The 15,182-nt window shown below is 63.0% G+C and carries 20 protein-coding genes and 1 pseudogene; 5 read left to right on the top strand and 16 right to left on the bottom strand.

Going from position 1 to position 15,182, the window contains the following annotated elements; translation table 11 throughout:
* Positions 1-18: 18 nt before the first annotated feature.
* The 14 genes and pseudogenes from C167_RS0117415 to C167_RS0117350 form a co-directional block, all read right to left on the bottom strand.
* Entirely contained in the window at positions 19-477 is a 459-nt protein-coding gene (locus C167_RS0117415; protein WP_017519572.1) for a phage virion morphogenesis protein, read from the bottom strand.
* Positions 470-1,003 (bottom strand): phage tail protein, encoded by a 534-nt coding sequence (locus C167_RS0117410; protein WP_017519571.1) that lies wholly within the window; start codon positions 1,001-1,003, stop codon positions 470-472. Before C167_RS0117410 ends, C167_RS0117415 begins: the two co-directional genes overlap by 8 nt.
* A complete protein-coding gene (gene lysC, locus C167_RS35150) occupies positions 987-1,214 on the bottom strand; it encodes an Rz1-like lysis system protein LysC (RefSeq protein ID WP_235154329.1) in 228 nt (75 codons plus the stop codon). Before lysC ends, C167_RS0117410 begins: the two co-directional genes overlap by 17 nt.
* On the bottom strand, positions 1,105-1,548 hold the full coding sequence (gene lysB / locus C167_RS0117400; protein ID WP_017519569.1) for an Rz-like lysis system protein LysB: 444 nt from the start codon (positions 1,546-1,548) through the stop codon (positions 1,105-1,107). The genes lysC and lysB overlap by 110 nt, the downstream gene beginning before the upstream one ends.
* A complete protein-coding gene (locus C167_RS0117395) occupies positions 1,545-1,832 on the bottom strand; it encodes a hypothetical protein (protein ID WP_017519568.1) in 288 nt (95 codons plus the stop codon). Before C167_RS0117395 ends, lysB begins: the two co-directional genes overlap by 4 nt.
* On the bottom strand, positions 1,829-2,665 hold the full coding sequence (locus C167_RS0117390; protein WP_017519567.1) for an N-acetylmuramidase domain-containing protein: 837 nt from the start codon (positions 2,663-2,665) through the stop codon (positions 1,829-1,831). Before C167_RS0117390 ends, C167_RS0117395 begins: the two co-directional genes overlap by 4 nt.
* Positions 2,662-2,934: a phage holin family protein gene (locus C167_RS0117385; protein WP_017519566.1), complete on the bottom strand. Its 273-nt coding sequence runs from the start codon at positions 2,932-2,934 to the stop codon at positions 2,662-2,664. The genes C167_RS0117390 and C167_RS0117385 overlap by 4 nt, the downstream gene beginning before the upstream one ends.
* Before the next feature lies 1 nt (position 2,935).
* Positions 2,936-3,289: a putative holin gene (locus tag C167_RS0117380; RefSeq protein ID WP_017519565.1), complete on the bottom strand. Its 354-nt coding sequence runs from the start codon at positions 3,287-3,289 to the stop codon at positions 2,936-2,938.
* A 21-nt stretch (positions 3,290-3,310) separates the two neighbouring features.
* The gene (locus tag C167_RS0117375) at positions 3,311-3,523 is read right to left on the bottom strand and encodes a tail protein X (protein ID WP_017519564.1); all 213 of its coding nucleotides are present in this window, start codon (positions 3,521-3,523) and stop codon (positions 3,311-3,313) included.
* Positions 3,523-3,720: a DUF7415 domain-containing protein gene (locus tag C167_RS0117370; RefSeq protein WP_017519563.1), complete on the bottom strand. Its 198-nt coding sequence runs from the start codon at positions 3,718-3,720 to the stop codon at positions 3,523-3,525. Before C167_RS0117370 ends, C167_RS0117375 begins: the two co-directional genes overlap by 1 nt.
* The gene (locus tag C167_RS0117365) at positions 3,720-4,184 is read right to left on the bottom strand and encodes a head completion/stabilization protein (protein ID WP_017519562.1); all 465 of its coding nucleotides are present in this window, start codon (positions 4,182-4,184) and stop codon (positions 3,720-3,722) included. The genes C167_RS0117370 and C167_RS0117365 overlap by 1 nt, the downstream gene beginning before the upstream one ends.
* Positions 4,185-4,428: 244 nt before the next feature.
* Positions 4,429-5,112, bottom strand: a pseudogene (locus tag C167_RS32690) (terminase endonuclease subunit); the annotation flags it as partial.
* An 11-nt stretch (positions 5,113-5,123) separates the two neighbouring features.
* Positions 5,124-6,137: a phage major capsid protein, P2 family gene (locus C167_RS0117355; RefSeq protein WP_017519560.1), complete on the bottom strand. Its 1,014-nt coding sequence runs from the start codon at positions 6,135-6,137 to the stop codon at positions 5,124-5,126.
* A gap of 36 nt (positions 6,138-6,173) precedes the next feature.
* A complete protein-coding gene (locus C167_RS0117350) occupies positions 6,174-7,025 on the bottom strand; it encodes a GPO family capsid scaffolding protein (RefSeq protein ID WP_017519559.1) in 852 nt (283 codons plus the stop codon).
* A 151-nt stretch (positions 7,026-7,176) separates the two neighbouring features.
* Between C167_RS0117350 and C167_RS0117345 the strand changes: the two genes are divergently transcribed.
* Complete coding sequence (locus C167_RS0117345) at positions 7,177-8,937, top strand: terminase ATPase subunit family protein (protein ID WP_017519558.1); 1,761 nt, start codon at positions 7,177-7,179, stop codon at positions 8,935-8,937.
* Positions 8,937-9,986, top strand: coding sequence for a phage portal protein (locus tag C167_RS0117340; RefSeq protein ID WP_017519557.1), 1,050 nt, complete (start codon positions 8,937-8,939; stop codon positions 9,984-9,986). The genes C167_RS0117345 and C167_RS0117340 overlap by 1 nt, the downstream gene beginning before the upstream one ends.
* Before the next feature lie 144 nt (positions 9,987-10,130).
* Here the strand turns inward: C167_RS0117340 and C167_RS0117335 are convergent, their stop codons facing one another.
* Positions 10,131-10,856 carry a hypothetical protein gene (locus tag C167_RS0117335; protein ID WP_157791851.1) on the bottom strand — a complete coding sequence of 242 codons (726 nt, stop codon included), beginning with the start codon at positions 10,854-10,856 and terminating at the stop codon, positions 10,131-10,133.
* 448 nt (positions 10,857-11,304) lie between these two features.
* Positions 11,305-11,652, bottom strand: coding sequence for a hypothetical protein (locus C167_RS34545; protein ID WP_157791850.1), 348 nt, complete (start codon positions 11,650-11,652; stop codon positions 11,305-11,307).
* Positions 11,653-11,747: 95 nt separating this feature from the next.
* Between C167_RS34545 and tig the strand changes: the two genes are divergently transcribed.
* The 3 genes from tig to clpX all read left to right on the top strand — a co-directional run bounded on the left by tig (position 11,748) and on the right by clpX (position 15,179).
* Positions 11,748-13,058: a trigger factor gene (gene tig, locus C167_RS0117330; protein ID WP_017519555.1), complete on the top strand. Its 1,311-nt coding sequence runs from the start codon at positions 11,748-11,750 to the stop codon at positions 13,056-13,058.
* A gap of 93 nt (positions 13,059-13,151) precedes the next feature.
* Positions 13,152-13,790, top strand: coding sequence for an ATP-dependent Clp endopeptidase proteolytic subunit ClpP (gene clpP, locus C167_RS0117325; RefSeq protein ID WP_037006195.1), 639 nt, complete (start codon positions 13,152-13,154; stop codon positions 13,788-13,790).
* Between the two features lie 108 nt (positions 13,791-13,898).
* The gene (gene clpX, locus C167_RS0117320; RefSeq protein WP_017519553.1) at positions 13,899-15,179 is read left to right on the top strand and encodes an ATP-dependent Clp protease ATP-binding subunit ClpX; all 1,281 of its coding nucleotides are present in this window, start codon (positions 13,899-13,901) and stop codon (positions 15,177-15,179) included.
* The last annotated feature ends 3 nt before the right edge of the window (positions 15,180-15,182 follow it).

Below are 15,182 nucleotides of genomic sequence, written 5' to 3'. Positions count from 1 at the left end.
GTCCTGTAGCGCAGCGGCTTACAGGGGGATGTGCTCGAGCAGGCCGTCGCGGATCAGGTCGAGGTCTGCGTCGGTGAAGCCGAACAGCTTGCGCTCGGGATAGCGCACGTCGGGCGCACCTGGTGCGGCGCGATCCTTGAGGCCGTATTGGTGGACGCGGGCGATACGGGAGATGCGGCCGGCGAAGCTGAGCACGATGGCTTGCGAGTCGCCCTTGGCCTTCAGGTAGCGGGCGGTGCGCAGCTTGGTGAACATGGCGGCGCGGCGTTTGATGTGGCCCGCCTTGCCGCGCAGCTCGCGGGGCTTTCGCGCTGTGTACCCGCTGCCATCCGGGTTCTTCTGCATGGCGATGCGCTTCTGCTGGCTACGGCGGAGCCGGCGGGCCAGATCGGCGGCGAGCTTTCGCCGCGCAACAGGTTCCATGGCGCGTAGTACCGGGCCCGCCCAATCCTCAAGCGTGTCGAGTGCGTCAGCCATCGTGGTGGTGTTGCGGGTGCGGCGTGGCAAGCGCCATCCCGTCCGGTGCGGACGGAGGAACCCACTCGGCCAGCAGATCACCGTTGGCGATGAACTGCATGGTGCCATAGGACTCGTAGGGCTCGTATTGCGGTTCAGGAACGTGGGTGACGCTGTAGGTTCCGTTCTCGAGGCGCTGGACTACCACGCGCTCGGTCAACGGAAGCGTGATGGCCAGGTCGACCTTGTTCTTGTCGATGATCTCGGCTTCGAACTTGATCGCTTCAGCCGACTTTTCAAGGTTGGCCAGCAGCTCGCTCTGGTGCTCGCGGAGCCAGCCCAGCAGGGGCAGCATCACGGCATCAGGCGACCCTGGGAAGTCGGTCAGGATGACCTGCAGGGTGTAGCCGTATTCGAAGGATAGGGAGGCCGCCGCAGTGCATCGGACGGTGCCCTCCTCGATGAAGATCAGCAGGCGCTCGGGGTCATGCTTCAGTTGCGGTACCGAGGCAAGCAGCGCGGCTCGCAGGCTATCTGGCTTGTACATGCTGTGGGTGGTCCTGCTGGTGGCGGTAGATCATGTCGACCTGGGCGGCGCAGTCCGCCCAGGCGGACTCGGCGCGGTCGGTGTCGTTGAGCAGCTCGCCGTTACTGGCCGGCGCCGTCGCGGGCAGCTGGCACTGCACCACGGCCGGACAGCCAGTCGCGATAAGCGTCTGCTCCGATGATGGCCGGGCGCTGCCGCAGGCGGCGAGCATCGTCAGGCAGAGGCTGAGCAGCCCATGCGCGTAGTTCCTCGTTTTCACGCTTCAGGTCCTCGATCAGGCGTTGCCGGGTGGCCAGCCCCAGGCGGAGCTGGTCTTGCGTGGTGCGCAGGTTGGTTTGCGCTTCACGCTCGGTTCGCAAGTTGGCGTGCAGGGCGGTGACGATGTTGGACAGGCGCTCGTTCCGCGCCTCGGCGTCATGCGTCTGCTGGTTGGCCAGTGCCAAGGTGGCGTCGGCGGCCAAGCCGCGCTGGTGATAGCCCCACAGCAGCAGCGCCAGGGCGCCCAACAGGGCTATGCCGTAGAGCGCCTGGCGCAGCGTGCTCATGCGCGGTACCAGCCCAGGCGGTTCATTTCGCTGACGTCGAGGCGGCGGACGTCGCCACGCACGATCAGACACTTGATGCCCGGCTTGGCGACCTGCAGCGCCTCGGCCAGTGCGTGGAAGTCGCCCTGCGGGAAGTCATCCGGAAGCACCAGGACGTCGCCGTCCTGCGGGTCGATTCGGCGGAGCTGGTCGAGGTCGATGCGCTGCTCATTGATGACGACCGTGGCTCGCCGAGCGGGCGGGGCTGGAGGGGCAGGGGGTGGAGCTACGGGGCGCGGGCTCATGCGACCTCCTTCAGGCTGGCGGAGTAGCGCTCGAAGGCGCGCTGCAGCTTCACGTCGTAGAGGTTTCTGGCGTAGGCCGGGCCGTTGTAGATCTTGGCGAAGTCGGCCCACTTGCGGGCCTTCAGGGCCTTGAGCAGGGCGGGGTCGGCCTCGATGAAGCGCACGAACGCGTCGAGCTGAGCCGGTTCGCCGCTGGCCATCGCTTCGGCGAAGGCCTGCACGCTCTCGTAGCCCAGGCGGGTGGCGTGGTAGCCCATGATCTGGAAGGCGCCCCAACTGGCTGACTCCAGGGCGGCGGTGTCGTCTATCAGCCGGGCCTGGGCCAGGCGCTGGTGTTCGGCGACGCCGCCTGCGTATCCGCCCGGGGTGGGGTTGATCAGGCTTGGGTACTGGGCGGCCAGTTCGTCGGCGTGACGCTTCAGCGCGGCGACGTCGTCGTCAGGATGCCGTGACGTGCAGAGCTGGCGATACATCTGGTGCCGCTCGAACAGAATCTTGGGCTTGCCGTTGGGCAGGAAGCCGGCGCCGGCCGACTCGACCTCGTTGACCGCGTAGACGCTGGCCAGCGGCACATCCAGGCGCTTTGCAGCTGCGACCAGGTTGCCGGCGCCCAGCAGCAGGGCGGTGCCCTGGCCGGTCAGCGCCGACTGGGTCTTGGGGCCGACGATTCCGTCGTCGACCAGGCCTGCGCCACGCTGGAAAGTTTGCACTGCGGCTTCCGTGGCGTCGTCGAATAGGCCGGTGGCGTCCAGGCCCACCTTCAGGCGGTCGTTCAGACGGTTCTGCAGGGTGCGGACGTCCTGCCCGCGATCGCCGTGGCGAAGGGTTGTCATGTGGAGGGCCTCAGCAGGGCGGCGACGTTGCCGCGGGAACGGAAAATAAGGACGCACAGCAGGCACGCGGTGATGCCGTGCCACAGGCTGACCGGCGGGCGGTAGAACAGGATTTCCAGGCCGCAGATGGCCATGGACGCACCCAGCAGGCTGGCGACGACCGACATGCCGCGGCGATAGCGTGCCGGCCCCCTGCGAAAGCAAGCGATGCGCGCTGCGCCGGCCAGGTAGGCCAGGGCGGTGATGAGCGGGATGATCAGCATGAACATGTCAGCTCCCTCCGCGAATGCGGCGCAGAATCTCGCCGAAGTCGAGTTTGTCCAGCCAGGCTGCGGCCTTGAGGATCAGGGGGATGACCACCACGGCGCAGACCAGGGCGGCGAATTCGCGGGTGGTGAGCCAAGGAATCTGGGCGAGCGCCGGGCCGGCGGAGAGGTACCCGACGCAGGTGGGCAGGATCAGCGCAAACATGCGCGTCCAGACTTTGAAGTCGTGGCGGCTGCTGGTGGTAATCCAGGCGCCGAGCAGGGCACCGAACAGCACGTAGCCGTCGACGTGGAGGGTGGCGCCAAGGCCCAGCCCCATCAGGAGACCGCCAGCAGCAGTGGTGGTTGGATCAGCCATGTCTACTACTTCCCTTGTTGGTCAATCCCACAGGTTCACTACCTGCTGTGTCGGGGCGGTGTTCTGGGCGTCGGGCATTGTGACTTCGATGCCCTGGGGGAGGATCGGGCCGTAGTCGGCCAAGCCCGGGTTCGCCTCGAGGACGGCCTCGGTGACGTTCCCAGTCCGGCCGTAGTACCGCCAGCAGAGCGCTTCGACGGTGTCGCGCTGTTGCGTGCGGAGGATGGCGGCCATCACTCGGCCTCGTGCTTCTGCTGATCTTCCGGGTAGCAGAACGGGCCATCCGGGGATACCAGGGCGCCCGGGGACTGCCCCGTCTCGATTACACGGCAGACGGCCAAACCAAGCGGGTGCATGATTTCGCGGTTGATGCGCTCGAGCAGGCCGCGGCGCGAGATTTCGTTCCAGTCGATGTATTCGGGCTTTTCCATCAGATCAGCTCCACGGTTGAGCGCGGCCGATTGACCAGGTCACTGACTGCCCAGGCGAGATCGCGCCGGTATTCGTCGATGGTCGGGGCGCGCTCTTCGGCGTTCTGGTTGCCGTTGTTGGTGGCGTCGTAGCCGCGGTAGCGCTCGAGCAGCTCGGCTGCGGTGGCGCAGCGCACGGCGCGCTGGTAGTGCAGCACCAGGGCCGATTCGCCGTTTACCTTCTTCGCGGGGACCTGGCTGAGGGTGCTGTAGCCCTGGTCCTGCTGCATGCCCTGCCACTCGACCAGCTGGCGATTGACGTTGAGAAGGGCTGCTACTACGGCGGTTTCAAGCTTGGCGTTGCTGACATCGGAGCCGATGCGCATGTCGTCGCGGAGCGTGTCCAGGTCGATGCCTGGCCAGAACTCGTCGCTGTTGATGGTGACGCCATTGGTTGCGTCGCCGCTGGCTACGAATGCGCTCATGGTCCTGCCTTGAATGGGTAGCCGGTGGTCGGGGCGTCACTGCGCTGGAAGGAGTCACCAGGCAGATCGGCCCCGAGCCGGCTTGGGTGCGCGGGGCGCTCGGTCAGCCCTTGCGGGGCAGATTCTGTTGGGTCTTTCGGGTGCCCTTGCCGGACGGTTTCCGAGACACAGAGGGCTTGTTCCCGGTTGGGGCGCTGGAAGGCGGCGGCTCTGTCGAAGTCGGAGCAGCTGCCGTAGCAGCGTCGGCCAGTTTCTTGTGCAGCCGATCGGCAGCTTCGAGGTCCTTCTTGCCGCCGCACTTGTCATGCAGCTCGATGGCGCGCGTCAGGAGAGCGACGCCTTCTTCGACCTGACCTGGCTTGCCCGGAACCTCGACGGACAGCCCGTGCAAGGTGGCTCGGCCGAGGGCGAGAAAGAGCTTGGCCTTAACCTCGTCGGGCATGTCCTGCTCGGCTGTGAGTTCGGCGGTGCGCAGCAGCACGGCGATGTCGAACGGTTGACCTGCCTTCAGGGCCTTGATGGCGCTCTCGGCCACTTCCTCTGCAACGAGGCAGCCGACGGTGCGGTTGAATCGATCCGGCATCACCAGGCCGTGCGCGAACACGTAGGCGGCGATATCCAGGCCTTCGGTGAACGCTCCGGCGTCAATGCGCCAGAGCATGATGGTGACCAGCACCTCGTCCTGGGCGCCTTGCCCGGCCGAGAGCACGCCCTCGACGTAGGGGGCATAGGCGGGGAGCAGCTGACGCTTGAGCTCGATCTTGCCCTCGGTGGACTGAATGCCCTTCAGGCGGGCCCGGTCATGGATGAGCTGGGCGAGCTGGAGTTCGTAGGCGGTCAGTCCTGCCATGGTCTGGGTTGGACCAGCGACCTCCGCCGCCGCTTGGGCGGCGGTGACGCGCTGGTAATGGCGGCGGCAGAGGTTCATGGCGGTTTACCTCACGCGACCTGGAGAGTGATGTTCTCGGCCATCGCGGCGCAGCCGAGGTCCTCGATCACGTAGGAATCGTTGGACGACTCGTAGTTCTCGATGCGGTCGCGCTTGGCGTTGTCCACGATCTGGCGGCGGCGGCTCTCTTCCTGCCAGTAGATCGACAGGTTGTCGAGGCGGGTGATCATCAGGCCCTTGGCAGGGAAGAACGGAACGCGAGCGGCAGGCAGGCCGCCGATGCGCTTCTGGCTCATGACCACATCGGCTGCCAACTGCTCGCTGGGCGCCTGGTCCTTGTTGACCAGCGGGAAGTACTTGTCGGCCAGCAGTTCGCGACCACACACGACGACCAGCTCAGAGTCTTCCTGATACCAGGGCTCAATGAGTTCGTTGACCATGGCGTAAACCAGGGCGTCGATGTTCTTGAAGTCGCCCGTGGCGCCGATGAGGATTTTGCCGGCTTCCTTATCACCCTCGGTCATCACGCGCGCCGCGTTGGTGAGGCGCATCTTCTCCAGCCAGCCGATGTTCACATCCTGCAGCAGGGGGTTGGTGGCGATGTTCGAGGTGGCGGCACGGCTGGTGCCGTTCCAGCCGATCATGATGCGGTCCAGGGCCTGGCGGCGCAGGATCGCGTCACGAATGCGGGCCTGGAAGTCCTTGAACTTGCGCCAGGCATCCAGCTTCTTGTACGTGATGTGGCTGTCGAAGTTGGTCTGGGTGCAGAGATAGCCCAGGTTGTCGAGCACGGTCACGTCGCGGGTTTGACGGTCCTGAGCAGTAGTGTCGGTGGTGCTGGCGATCGGGCCGGAAACGCCGAGGCCGACTTTCTCACCGGACTGCTCGGTAACGCCGAGCACGTTGATCTGCTGCAGGAAGCCGCTCGATTCCTGGATGCGGGTTTCCAAGGTCTGGGCGACGGTCGGGTCGACAGAGAACTTGGTGGTGACGTCGTCTACACCGTTCAGCGCGGCGAGCACGCCGAGGTATTCGTTGAACAGGCGGCGGGTATCGTTATGCATGAGGCTACTCCGTAGCGATAGGGCGGTCGTGGTGAATCAGCAGTCGGTCTTCTCGACCTTGTTTTCGCCGCCGGTTACCACGGGGCGCTTGCTCTGAGTCGTATCGGGGGTCTGGCTGAGCTTTTGCTTCAGCTCGTCCAGGTCAGCGCTGAGCTTGGTCAGTTGGCCGTCGTGGTCGCTCTGCTTGCCTTCCAGGCTGGCGAACTTTTCCGGCAGGTCCTTCACATGCTCGGCCACTGCCTGGACCGCTTCGGCGACCTGGCTGAACTGCTCGTCGGCCTGCGCCTGTTTGCCACTGAGCAACGCCTTCACGCTGCTGAGCAGCTTGGCGCCCACGCCGGTCTTCGGGTCTTCCACTTCCTCGAAGGTGAGCCCGTCCACTTCGATGGACTCAGAGAACATCGAGGTTTCGGAGTAGTGCCGATCCTTGAAGGGGCTGGCGTCCGGCTTCTGAGCCGAGAAGGCGAGGACGTCAGTGCCCAGGCTTGCCGGGGAGTCGGTGACGGCCAGGCCGACGAGGTAGGCTTCGCCGGTATCGGCGAAGGAATCGTCGATCTCGATCGAGGTGTAGATTTTCTGCTTCGCCTTGTTCATGGCGACCAGGTCGGGGGTCGGCTCTACCTGAACGAACAGGGCCAGCTTCTTCTGGCCGTCGACCTCGGCCTCTTCAGCCTTCACCGCCAGGACGTCGCCGTAGGCGCGGAAGGGGCTGTCCGGAAGCAGGCTGCGGAAGTGCTCCAGCCAGATGCGGGCGCCGTAGGTTTTCGGGTCGAAGTTCTTGGCGGCTTGCTCCAGCCAGCTGCGCTTGATGGTGCGCTTGTCCGAGGTCGCGCCTTCGACGGCAACGCGGAACCAGTTGGAGCGGAATTTCTTGGCGGGGGTCGACATGTGCTGTCCTCAATGCGTGGCGGCGGTCGCCGTGGCGTTGAGGGCATGGTCGGGAGGTGGGGCTAGCCGGGCAACGGCTCGGTCCTGTAAGCGACGGAGCTACAGGAAGCGGGGCTAGGGAGGCTCGCGCGCGGGCGGCAGCATCGGCGCCATGAATGTGACCGCCGAAATTCCCGTCCGAGACAATCGCCGCCAGGCCAAATTCCTGTACTGGATGGGCTGGCGTGTCTGCGATATCGCCGACTTCCTGGACGAGAAGGAGAAGACCCTTCACAGCTGGAAGGATCGCGACAGCTGGGACCGGGCCGACAGCGTAGAACGGATTGGTGGGGCGCTGGAAGCCCGTCTCGTCCAGTTGATCCTGAAGGACGCGAAGACCGGCGGCGACTTCAAGGAAATCGACCTGTTGCATCGCCAACTGGAGCGTCAGGCACGCATCCAGCGCTACCAAGGCGGCGGCAGTGAGACTGACCTGAACCCCGAGTTGGCGAAGCGCAACGCGGCGCCCAAGCGCAAGCCCAAGCGAAACGACATCGACGAGGAACTGGTCGAGAAGCTGCTCGAGGCCTTCCTCGACGAGAGTTTCGACTACCAGAAGGATTGGTACCGCGCTGGCGAGATGCGCACGCGGGTGATTCTCAAGTCGCGCCAGATCGGTGCCACGTTCTACTTTGCCCGCGAGGCACTGATCGACGCCCTGGTGACTGGGCGCAATCAAATTTTCCTGTCGGCGTCGAAGAACCAGGCGCACATCTTCAAGGCCTACATCCAGGCGTTTGCCCGGGACGTGGTTGGCGTGGACCTGACCGGCGACCCGATCATTCTGCCCAACGGCGCCGAGCTGCACTTCCTGGGTACCAACGCCCGGACGGCCCAGGGCTACCACGGAAATTTCTATTTCGACGAATTCTTCTGGACCTACAAGTTCAAGGAACTGAACAAGGTCGCGTCGGGCATGGCCATGCAGAAGCGCTACCGCCGGACCTACTTCTCGACGCCCTCGAGCATGGCGCATGAGGCGTACACGTTCTGGACGGGGGAGCGATTCAACCGCGGCAAACCCACAGCGCAGCACATCAAGATCGACGTGAGCCACGACGCCCTGGCACAGGGAAGGCTCTGCGAGGACAAGCTGTGGCGGCAGATCGTGACTATCCGGGACGCAGAGGCTCGGGGCTGCGACCTGTTCGACCTCGAAGAGTTGCGCCATGAGTACGATGCCGAGGCCTTCCAGAACCTGCTGATGTGCGAGTTCGTCGACGACGGCGCGAGCATCTTCCCGCTGGCCATGTTGCAGCCTGGCATGGTCGACAGCTGGCTCGAGTGGAATGAGGACTACAAGCCGCACGCCCTGCGCCCGTTTGGCGACCGCCAGGTCTGGGTCGGCTATGACCCTGCTGAGAATGGCGATAGCGCCGGCCTGGTAGTGGTGGCGCCGCCGATGGTGGCTGGTGGCAAGTTCCGTGTGCTCGAGCGGCACCAGTTCCGCGGGATGGATTTCGCCGCACAAGCCCAGTTCATCCGCAAGGTCACCGAGCGCTACTGGGTGACCTATATCGGCATCGACATCACCGGGATGGGGACTGGCGTCGCCCAACTGGTGCGCAGCTTCTTCCCGGCCGTGACCACCTTCAGCTACTCCCCCGAAGTGAAGGTCCGCTTGGTGATGAAAGCCTGGGACGTGATCAAGAACGGCCGGCTTGAGTTCGATGCTGGCTGGACGGACCTGGCGTCGTCGCTGATGGCGATCCGCAAGACCATGACCGCTGGCGGGCGGCAGTTCACGTATACCGCCGGTCGCAACGACAACACCGGCCACGCCGACCTGGCGTGGGCCCTGTTCCACGCCCTGCACAACGAACCGCTTGAGGGCCAGACCAAGGCCAACACCGGATTCATGGAGAGCTACTGATGAGCACCGCAACGCGCCAGGAACTGGCTACCCAATCGACCGTCGCCGAGGGCGAAGTACTATCGCCGCAGGCGTCCATGGAGGCCTTCACCTTTGGTGAGCCGACCCCGGTGCTGGATAGCCGCGGCATCCTCGATTACCTGGAGTGCTGGTCCAATGGCCGCTGGTATGAGCCGCCCTTGTCGATGTACGGCTTGGCCAAGGGCATGCGGTCGAGCCCTTACGTCCAGTCGGCGCTGATGTTCAAGCGCAACATGCTGGCGAAGAGCTTCATCCCGCACCGCCTGCTGAGCTTGGCGGCGTTCGAGCAGTTCAGCCTGGACTGGCTGACCTTCGGTAACAGCTACCTCGAGAGGCGGCGCAGCAGGCTGCAGGGCATGCTGGCTCTGCAGCCGCCGCTGGCCAAGTACATGCGCCGTGGGGTGGAAGAGGGCGTCTTCTTCCAGGTGCTGGGCTGGAAGGATGAGCATGAGTTTGAGGCCGGAAGCGTGTTCCAGCTCCGCGAGGCGGACGTCAATCAGGAGCTGTATGGCATCCCGGAGTGGTTCTGCGCCCTGCAGAGCGCGCTGCTCAATGAATCGGCCACGCTGTTCCGCCGCAAGTACTACAACAACGGCAGTCACGCCGGCTTCATCCTCTACATGACCGACGCCGCCCAGGATCAGGCGGATATCGACAACCTGCGCACCGCGCTGAAGAACGCGAAGGGCCCGGGCAATTTCCGCAACCTGTTCGTCTACGCGCCCAACGGCAAGAAGGAGGGCATCCAGTTGATTCCGGTCAGCGAGGTGGCGGCCAAGGATGATTTTGGGGCGATCAAGAACATCAGCCGCGACGACCAGCTCGCGGCGTTGCGTGTCTATCCGCAGCTGCTGGGGGTGGTGCCGCAGAACGCCGGGGGCTTCGGGTCCATCAAGGAGGCGTCGGAGGTGTGGACCACCAACGAACTGGAGCCGATGCAGGCGCGGTTGCGCCAGGTGAACGAATGGGCAGGGGAGGAAGTGATTCGATTCAAGGACGTCGAGCCGCCGCCGCCGGGCAAGCGCTGACCTGCCATATCAAAGCCGCCTGCGAGGCGGCTTTTTTACGTCTGCAGGCAAGGATTTTTGCCTGTCTCCAGTATGAAAAGCCCCATCAAAACATACCATTTTTAGTCAGTCCAAGCCAGCTTAATCGGCCTGGAAGCCGCGTATTTACTGGTCTTGCGACAAGCGGCAGCTGATACGGCGGATGATGCCTCGGCCCAGGCACCTTTCGCAGTCATCGACCAGGTCGAAGCGATCGCAGCAGCTCGGGCACAGGCCGAACGGGGCGATGGCGAGCACCCGCTGCAGCTCCCGACAAGCCTGGTCCTGGCCGTCCTCGCGGAGTGCGCGCAACTGATCCAAGGCCAGTCGGCAGGAGTCAGGGTCCCACAGGTACGGGATGCTGCGCCCCTGGTGGTACTGAGCAACCTTCATCAGGTTCAGAGCGCGACCTTGCCTCGTTGTCCACGTCAGCCCTCTGATCGGCCCAAGGTCGTCACTGCTCATTGTGACCATGCTGAGCTGGCCGGCGCTGTTGTAGCGGACCACTCCCTCGATCGAGGTTCGGGACCCTGGCAGCTCGCGCCCACTGCACAGGTAGGTGCCGGTGACGATCGAGCCTGCCAGCTCAGCGGTGGATGGGTCGACCACGTCATAGATAGCCGTCAGCTCGAACAGCTGAGTGGCCAGCTCTTCTCGGGCATGCATGAGTGCGGCGTCGGCAAGGTCGGCCATGTCCTGGTGCTCGTGGTGGTTGATGACGCGCCGGGCGAGCAGGTCGGCCGCGGCTGCCGTGACAGCCTGGTGGTAGCGGTCAGGGTTGCGCATGCGCTCGCTGGAGTCGTTCAGGCGGCGGTACCAGCAAGCCAGATCGGGGGGTTGAGGGGGTGTCATGGCAGGCTGAAAAGTACTGTATATCGGTACAGTATATCCGCCAAAATCGGCCCCGGACAGCACCCGGCGCGCGCGGTCGTCCCCCCGCCACGCCTGCGGGCTAAAGGTGGCACTTTTTCTTCACCCCTGCGGAGGTCTCCAAGCGGCCCAGACTGTGCGCTGTTTGCCCGTTCTGAGGCGGTGGAATGCCTGCGAATCCCTGCGCTGAGAGGCCTTTTACAGGTGGCGGCAGATGGCCTCCCGATCTGCTGTTTCCGGGTGACATCTCAGAAAAGGGTAATTTCGGTAATTCCCGCTCAGAACGCCCCTGGAGCGCGCGTCGCCTCTAGGTTTGAGCGATTACCTTGAATGGTAATTTGGGGTAATGTGAAAGGTAATTTTTCAGTAAGTAGCTGATTTTATTGATATTTATTTTTCCCAGAGCTTACCCTGCTGGACGGTAATTCGATTACCTCAAAATTACCAATAAATTACCTTTGGGAGGTCTTCTAACGCCTTGATCAAAAAGGGTTTTCAGGCTGTTTTGAAAATAAATTACCAAAATTACCCCATTTTTATGGGTCAACATGAAATCGACGGAAAGCCCCGGCCGGGCTGGTTTGGGCTGCTTCTCCACCGCCACACTCTCTGGCGCTGGGAACACTTTGGGAACAAAAACACGGTGACACTCGCTCCAGGGCTCAGGCAGAATGCGCCCCCCAGCGAGACCGGGCACCCCGTGGTGAGTTCGAGTCTCTCCGTCCGCACCATCTTCTTTCCATAAGCTCTCGCATCCGTGAATTTCTGCAGCTTCCACTCAGGGTGACTTCTGCATTTCTAGCTACTAGAATGCTTGCCCTTGATTCTGGGAGCCGGAAGGACCGGCTTACGTCTGTGCCACGAGGAATATCCATGCAAGTTTCCGTTGAAAGCACCTCCGCTCTTGAGCGCCGCATGACCGTTGGCGTGCCGGCCGAGCGTATCGAGACCGAAGTCAACAAGCGTCTGCAGCAGACCGCTCGTCGCGCCAAGGTTCCTGGCTTCCGTCCCGGCAAGGTGCCGATGAGCGTGATCCGTCAGCGCTACGAAGCCGCCGCTCGTCAGGAAGCCCTCGGTGACCTGATCCAGGAAACCTTCTACGAAGCCGTGGTCGAGCAGAAGCTGAACCCGGCGGGTGCTCCTTCTGTCGAACCGAAAGTGTTCGAGAAAGAGAAGGGCCTCGAGTACATCGCGACCTTCGAAGTCTTCCCGGAATTCAAGGTTGCCGGTTTCGACGGCATCAAGGTCGAGCGCCTGCAGGCCGACGTGGCTGACGCCGATCTCGACAACATGCTGGAAATCCTGCGCAAGCAGAACACCCGCTTCGAAGCCGTTGATCGCGCCGCTCAGAACGACGATCAGGTGAACATCGACTTCGTTGGCAAGATCGACGGCGAAGCCTTCGCTGGCGGTTCCGCCAAGGGCACCCTGCTGGTGCTGGGCTCCGGCCGCATGATCCCGGGCTTCGAAGAGGGCCTGGTTGGCGCCAAGGCCGGTGAAGAGCGCGTGCTGAACGTGACCTTCCCCGAGGACTACCAGAATCTGGACCTGGCCGGCAAAGCCGCCGAGTTCACCGTTACCGTCAACAGCGTCGCCGAGCCGAAGCTGCCGGAACTGAACGAAGAATTCTTCGCTCTGTTCGGCGTGAAGGAAAGCACCTTGGAAGGCTTCCGCACCGAAGTTCGCAAGAACATGGAGCGTGAGCTGCGTCAGGCCATCAAGTCCAAGGTGAAGAACCAGGTGATGGAAGGTCTGGTCGAGACCAACCCGATCGAAGTTCCGAAAGCCCTGATCGGCAACGAAGTCAATCGTCTGCGCGTTCAGGCTGTTCAGCAGTTCGGTGGCAACATCAAGCCCGACCAACTGCCGGCCGAGCTGTTCGAAGAACAAGCCAAGCGCCGCGTGGTGCTGGGTCTGATCGTCGCCGAACTGGTCAAGCAGCATGAGCTGAAGGCTGACGAAGCCCGCGTTCGCGAAATGATCGAAGAGATGGCTTCCGCTTATCAGGAGCCGGAACAGGTTGTTTCCTGGTACTACAAGAACGACCAGCAACTGAACGAAGTTCGTTCGGTTGTACTGGAAGAACAAGTTGTAGATACTGTCCTGCAGAAGGCCAATGTGACCGACAAGCAGGTATCCTACGAAGAAGCGGTCAAGCCTGCAGAAGCTCCGCAAGCGGCCTGATCCAGCGCTTCGTTCGATTGTCACAAGCCAGCCTTCGGGCTGGCTTGTGCGTCTATAGAGACATGACTTTTTATTAGGGAGTGATCGTCGGACATGCATAATCCTTATATGCCGCAAGTTCCGAACATTCAGGCCGCTGGTGGTCTGGTGCCGATGGTGGTGGAGCAGTCCGCCCGCGGTGAGCGTTCCTACGACATCTATTCGCGCCTGCTCAAGGAGCGGATCATCTTCCTGGTCGGCCAGGTCGAGGACTACATGGCCAACCTCGTGGTTGCCCAGTTGCTGTTCCTCGAAGCCGAGAACCCGGACAAGGATATCCACCTCTACATAAACTCCCCGGGTGGTTCGGTGACCGCTGGCATGTCGATCTACGACACCATGCAGTTCATCAAGCCCGACGTGTCCACCATCTGCGTGGGCCAGGCGTGCAGCATGGGTGCCTTGTTGCTGGCTGGCGGCGCCGCGGGCAAGCGCTATTGCCTGCCGCACTCGCGGATGATGATCCACCAGCCACTGGGCGGCTTCCAGGGCCAGGCCTCGGATATCGAGATCCACGCCAAGGAAATCCTCTTCATCAAGGAGCGCCTGAACCAGGTGCTGGCGCACCATACCGGCCAGCCGCTGGATATCATCGCCCGCGATACCGACCGTGACCGCTTCATGAGCGGCGAAGAGGCCGTCAAATACGGTCTGATCGACCAGGTCTTCACTCAGCGTCCTGCTGCGAGCTGAGTCTCTCCGCAATACCGCGGCCGGTGATCCGGCCGCTTCGCGGGCTTGAAAATGCCTGCGAATGCCTTCATCTTGTCCTTCACGTATATCCCCGATTGGAACGATCGAATGACTGACACCCGCAACGGCGAGGACAACGGCAAGCTGCTGTATTGCTCCTTCTGCGGCAAGAGCCAGCACGAAGTGCGCAAGTTGATTGCCGGCCCCTCGGTCTTTATCTGCGACGAGTGCGTCGACCTGTGCAACGACATCATCCGCGAGGAGGTGCAGGAAGCACAGGCGGAGAGCAGTGCGCACAAGCTACCGGCGCCGAAAGAGATCCGCACCATCCTCGATCAGTACGTGATCGGCCAGGAACGTGCCAAGAAAACGCTCGCTGTAGCGGTGTACAACCACTACAAGCGCCTGAACCAGCGTGAGCGCAAGGACGACGTCGAGCTCGGCAAGAGCAACATCCTGCTGATCGGGCCGACCGGCTCGGGCAAGACCCTGCTCGCCGAGACCCTGGCGCGTCTGCTCAATGTTCCCTTCACCATCGCCGATGCCACCACCCTCACCGAGGCGGGCTACGTGGGCGAGGATGTCGAGAACATCATCCAGAAGCTGCTGCAGAAGTGCGACTACGATGTCGAGAAGGCTCAGATGGGCATCGTCTATATCGACGAAATCGACAAGATCTCGCGCAAATCCGACAACCCGTCGATCACCCGCGACGTGTCCGGCGAAGGCGTTCAGCAGGCCCTGCTGAAGCTGATCGAAGGCACCGTGGCTTCCGTACCGCCCCAGGGCGGCCGCAAGCACCCGCAGCAGGAATTCCTGCAGGTCGACACCCGCAACATCCTGTTCATCTGCGGTGGCGCGTTCGCAGGCCTGGAAAAGGTCATCCAGAACCGCTCCACCAAGGGCGGCATCGGCTTCAACGCCGAAGTCCGCAGCCAGGAAGCGGGCAAGAAAGTGGGTGAGGCGCTGCGTGAGGTCGAGCCGGAAGATCTGGTGAAATTCGGTCTGATCCCCGAGTTCGTCGGCCGCCTGCCGATCATCGCGACCCTTGACGAGTTGGACGAGCCTGCGCTGATGCAGATTCTGACCGAGCCGAAGAACGCGCTGACCAAGCAGTACGCCAAGCTCTTCGAAATGGAAGGTGTGGACCTCGAGTTCCGGCCGGACGCGCTCAAGGCCGTCGCTCGTCGCGCTCTGGAGCGTAAGACCGGCGCCCGTGGCCTGCGTTCGATCCTCGAAGGCATCCTGCTCGACACCATGTACGAAATCCCCTCGCAGAACGACGTCAGCAAGGTGGTGATCGACGAAAGCGTCATCGAGGGTTCCTCCCAGCCGCTGCTGATCTACGAGAACAGCGAGCAGCCGGCCAAGGCTGCACCTGACGCCTGAAAC

Source organism: Pseudomonas nitroreducens TX1 (genome assembly GCF_000313755.1).
GTDB classification, from domain to species: Bacteria; Pseudomonadota; Gammaproteobacteria; order Pseudomonadales; family Pseudomonadaceae; genus Pseudomonas; species Pseudomonas nitroreducens_A.
This window is presented reverse-complemented; position numbering and strand designations above follow the sequence as displayed.

Bases quoted from the DNA above. Each gene is read 5' to 3' on its own strand.
- C167_RS0117415 (WP_017519572.1), bottom strand. From the start codon at position 477: ATGGCTGACGCACTCGACACGCTTGAGGATTGGGCGGGCCCGGTACTA.
- C167_RS0117410 (WP_017519571.1), bottom strand. From the start codon at position 1,003: ATGTACAAGCCAGATAGCCTGCGAGCCGCGCTGCTTGCCTCGGTACCG.
- lysC (WP_235154329.1), bottom strand. From the start codon at position 1,214: ATGCTCGCCGCCTGCGGCAGCGCCCGGCCATCATCGGAGCAGACGCTT.
- lysB (WP_017519569.1), bottom strand. From the start codon at position 1,548: ATGAGCACGCTGCGCCAGGCGCTCTACGGCATAGCCCTGTTGGGCGCC.
- C167_RS0117395 (WP_017519568.1), bottom strand. From the start codon at position 1,832: ATGAGCCCGCGCCCCGTAGCTCCACCCCCTGCCCCTCCAGCCCCGCCC.
- C167_RS0117390 (WP_017519567.1), bottom strand. From the start codon at position 2,665: ATGACAACCCTTCGCCACGGCGATCGCGGGCAGGACGTCCGCACCCTG.
- C167_RS0117385 (WP_017519566.1), bottom strand. From the start codon at position 2,934: ATGTTCATGCTGATCATCCCGCTCATCACCGCCCTGGCCTACCTGGCC.
- C167_RS0117380 (WP_017519565.1), bottom strand. From the start codon at position 3,289: ATGGCTGATCCAACCACCACTGCTGCTGGCGGTCTCCTGATGGGGCTG.
- C167_RS0117375 (WP_017519564.1), bottom strand. From the start codon at position 3,523: ATGGCCGCCATCCTCCGCACGCAACAGCGCGACACCGTCGAAGCGCTC.
- C167_RS0117370 (WP_017519563.1), bottom strand. From the start codon at position 3,720: ATGGAAAAGCCCGAATACATCGACTGGAACGAAATCTCGCGCCGCGGC.
- C167_RS0117365 (WP_017519562.1), bottom strand. From the start codon at position 4,184: ATGAGCGCATTCGTAGCCAGCGGCGACGCAACCAATGGCGTCACCATC.
- C167_RS0117355 (WP_017519560.1), bottom strand. From the start codon at position 6,137: ATGCATAACGATACCCGCCGCCTGTTCAACGAATACCTCGGCGTGCTC.
- C167_RS0117350 (WP_017519559.1), bottom strand. From the start codon at position 7,025: ATGTCGACCCCCGCCAAGAAATTCCGCTCCAACTGGTTCCGCGTTGCC.
- C167_RS0117345 (WP_017519558.1), top strand. From the start codon at position 7,177: ATGAATGTGACCGCCGAAATTCCCGTCCGAGACAATCGCCGCCAGGCC.
- C167_RS0117340 (WP_017519557.1), top strand. From the start codon at position 8,937: ATGAGCACCGCAACGCGCCAGGAACTGGCTACCCAATCGACCGTCGCC.
- C167_RS0117335 (WP_157791851.1), bottom strand. From the start codon at position 10,856: ATGACACCCCCTCAACCCCCCGATCTGGCTTGCTGGTACCGCCGCCTG.
- tig (WP_017519555.1), top strand. From the start codon at position 11,748: ATGCAAGTTTCCGTTGAAAGCACCTCCGCTCTTGAGCGCCGCATGACC.
- clpP (WP_037006195.1), top strand. From the start codon at position 13,152: ATGCATAATCCTTATATGCCGCAAGTTCCGAACATTCAGGCCGCTGGT.
- clpX (WP_017519553.1), top strand. From the start codon at position 13,899: ATGACTGACACCCGCAACGGCGAGGACAACGGCAAGCTGCTGTATTGC.